Origin of the sequence: Mycobacterium sp., from assembly GCF_049683355.1 — a bacterium.
Classification (GTDB): domain Bacteria; phylum Actinomycetota; class Actinomycetes; order Mycobacteriales; family Mycobacteriaceae; genus Mycobacterium.
In genome coordinates this window covers 1-3276 of sequence record NZ_JBAUJB010000128.1, presented here as the reverse complement: position 1 = coordinate 3276, position 3276 = coordinate 1, and the positions used below count along the sequence as shown (strand labels likewise).

Sequence of the window (3276 nt, the reverse complement as noted above, 5' to 3'; positions counted from 1 at the left end):
GGTGCGCGACTGGACGCGGTGATGACCGGCGTCGCGGGGGCCGGGGAGGCGTCGCAGCTTCTGCCGCCGTGTCCGAGGCTCACCGCGGAGTCGGTTCTGGCCGACCTGATCGCGCAGCCCGACGCGGTCACCGGCCCGCTGACCCCGCACGGACCTGCGGCCACCCGCAGGCGTTGGTTCCGGGCGATGATGCTGCCCGTCGCGGCGGCTCTCGTGCTGGTCGTCCTGGCGGTCACCACCGGTGTTGCGGTGTGGGTGTGGCCCGCGCTGCTCGCGCTGATGCTGTTCAGCGTGTTCCTGGCGGTCGACAGGTCCCGCTCGCTGGGGCACCGGGTGGGTGGCGGCTGGCTGGTGGCCCGAGCCGGAAGTGTGCAGCGGCGTCGTGACTGCGTGGCCGCCGACGGCATCATCGGATGGACCGTGCGCCAGAGCCTGATGCAGCGCAGGGCCGGGGTGGCCACGCTGATCGCCGCGACCGCGGCCGGGGTGAAACGCTACGAGGTCATCGACGTGCCCGCCGACCTGGCATGGGCCATGGCGGCGACCACCTCACCCTGGCTGCGTGCGACCCGCTGGGCTCGGGGCGACGGGTCCGAGTTGCGCTACCCCTGACGGCGTTTACTGTCGCACCATGGCGATCGGTGGAGTGCTCTTCGACATCGATGGCGTGCTGGTGACCTCATGGAAGCCGATCCCGGGCGCGGCCGAGACGTTGCGCAGGCTGGCCGACAGCCAGGTCGCGTGCGCGTATCTGACCAATACGACCACCCGAACCCGCACGCAGATCGCCGAATTGCTGACAGAGGCGGGCATGAGCGTGCGTGCCGACGAGGTGATCACCGCGGCCGTGCTGACCGCCGATTACGTTCGCAGTCGCTATCCGGATGCCCGGTGCTTCCTGGTCAACAGCGGCCAGATCGCCGAGGACATGCCCGGCATCGACATCGTGTACTCCAGCGAGTTCACCGGGCAGAAGGCGCCGGAGGCACCCGATGTGGTGCTGCTCGGCGGGGCCGGGCCCGAATACACCCATCTGACGTTGTCCTGGGTGTACGACTGGATGGCGCAGGGGGTTCCGGTGGTGGCCATGCACCGCAGCACCGCGTGGACCACCGCCGACGGCTTGCGGGTTGACACCGGCATGTACCTGATCGGTATGGAGGAGACCACCGGGCGAAAGGTCACCGCGGTCGGCAAGCCGGCGCCGGAGGGTTTCCTGTCGGCGGCGGGCCGGCTCGGGGTGGACCCCGACGAGATGTACATGGTCGGCGACGACCTCAACAACGATGTGCTCGCCGCGCAGGTGGTCGGCATGACCGGCGTGCTGGTGCGCACCGGCAAGTTCCGTCAGGACACGTTGGACCGTTGGGCTGCAGACGAATTCGCCATGCAGCCGAATCATGTCATCGACTCGGTGGCCGATCTGCCGGAGCTGCTCGGTTTGTAACCGTCGTGACGCCCAGACCTCAACCGTTCGGCTGAGGTTTTTGCGGCGCTTCGGGTGCTTGATGGAGTGATGAGCAGACGTGGGGAACATGCGGTGGTGCTCGGGGCGAGCATGGCGGGTCTGATGGCGGCCCGAGTGCTCACTGAGTTCTACGACCGGGTCAGCGTGGTGGAACGCGACGGTCTCGATGACAGCGCCGAGCCGCGCCGTGGTGTGCCGCAGAGCCGACAGCCGCATGCGCTGTTGGCCCGATGCGGCCAGATTCTGGACGAGCTGTTCCCGGGTATCACCGACGAGATGATTGCCGAGGGTGTCCATCGGTGGAGCGACGGCGACCTGTCGCGGTTCTACGGGATCTTCGCCGGACACCAGATCATCAGGGAGGGCCACCTTCCCGATCCGGGATCGGTGGTGAACCTCTACACCAGTCGGGCGCTGCTGGAATGCCACGTGCGTCGTCGTGTCCGCTCCTTGCCGACGGTCACGTTGCTCGACGGCCGCGATCTGGATGCCCTCACATTCGGTTCCGGCGGGTCGGGCGCGGTGAACGGCGTGCGGGTGACCCACCGGGCGGCTCAGCAGACTTCGGACGTGCGCGCGGATCTGGTGGTCGACGCCACCGGCCGGGGTTCGCGTACCCCAACGTTCCTGGCGGAGGCGGGCTTCCCGGTGCCGTCCGAGGATCGGCTCCCGGTCGACGTCTGCTACGCCAGCATGCCGGTGCGGATTGCGGACGGGCTGCTGCGTGAGTATGCCCTTTTCGACTTGTTCGCGCCGGGGAAGCCCCGGGGCTACGCGATGTTCCGATGCGAGCACGACAGCTGGATTCTCGGAATCGGTACTCTCGGCCGCGACATCAAGCCGCCGGTCAGTGCCGCGCAGCTGCTGCAGTGCGCCCGGGAGATGATGCCTGCGCACGCGAGCGCGGCACTCGCTTCCGCCGAACCACTGGCCGACGTTGCGTTGCACCGCTTTCCGGCCAGTCGTTGGCGCCGTTACGACAAGCTGCGGCGGAGTCCCGGCCGGCTGCTGGTGGTGGGTGACGCGGTGTGCAGCTTCAACCCGATCTACGGCCAGGGCATGACGGTCGCCGCGATCGAGGCGATGACCCTGCGGGCGTGTCTCGCCCACGGTGGTGACAACCTGGTGCGACGGTTTCACCGGGCCGCGGCCAAGCCGGTGCGGATCGCGTGGCAGACCGCTGTCGGATCGGATCTCGCGCTACCAGAGGTGGCTGGGCGACGCACTGTGTCGATGCGGGCGACCAACGCCTACGTGGATCGGGTGCTGCGCGCCTCGGAGACAGACCCGTGGATCACCCAGGAATTTCTCCAGGTCACCGGCATGCTGCAGCCGCCCGGTCGGCTGCTGCGTCCGGCGGTGCTGCGCCGGGTTCTGCGCCCCGTGCCGCGTCGGCAGGCGGCCAGTCGCGTGGATTTGACCGCTACGGCGTGACCGCCAGCAGCAGGCGCACCAACTCGGCCTGCCGGTGGGTGCTGGTCTTGGCGTAGATGTGCTGAAGGTGCGTCTTGACGGTGGCCAATGTCAAGCACAGTTCGTCGGCAACCGCCGCCAGACCGGCGCCGCGGCCGATGCTCAGCGCTACAGCGGCTTCGGCGGCGGTCAGCCCGAACAGCCGTCGCAACATCTCAGGCGACGGCTCGGGCACTTTGCCAGGGTCGACGATGACGATCAGCGCGCACGGGCCGCCGTGGCCGGGGAATGGCGTCACATGCACGACCAGCGGACCGGGGTCCGCGGTGCGCCGGACGAGCAGCGAGTCACTGATCTGTGTCCCGGTGTCGGAGCCGCCGGTGGCCGCGGCCACC

4 protein-coding genes are annotated in these 3276 nt (G+C 68.9%); 3 read left to right on the top strand and 1 reads right to left on the bottom strand.

Features of this window, described 5'->3' with window-relative positions; genetic code table 11:
• The 3 genes from WA944_RS08140 to WA944_RS08130 form a co-directional block, all read left to right on the top strand.
• Nucleotides 1-612: PH domain-containing protein (locus tag WA944_RS08140; RefSeq protein ID WP_526646694.1), on the top strand; the 612-nt coding region annotated here is incomplete at its 5' end.
• Nucleotides 613-631: 19 nt separating this feature from the next.
• Complete coding sequence (locus WA944_RS08135) at nucleotides 632-1447, top strand: HAD-IIA family hydrolase (RefSeq protein WP_526368712.1); 816 nt, start codon at nucleotides 632-634, stop codon at nucleotides 1445-1447.
• A 69-nt stretch (nucleotides 1448-1516) separates the two neighbouring features.
• On the top strand, nucleotides 1517-2902 hold the full coding sequence (locus tag WA944_RS08130; protein WP_526368710.1) for an FAD-dependent oxidoreductase: 1386 nt from the start codon (nucleotides 1517-1519) through the stop codon (nucleotides 2900-2902).
• On the opposite strand, the gene WA944_RS08125 is transcribed toward WA944_RS08130, so the two are convergent.
• The coding region (locus tag WA944_RS08125; RefSeq protein ID WP_526646692.1) for a helix-turn-helix transcriptional regulator at nucleotides 2892-3276 on the bottom strand (385 nt) is incomplete at its 5' end. The two genes, WA944_RS08130 and WA944_RS08125, sit on opposite strands and share 11 nt — an antisense overlap.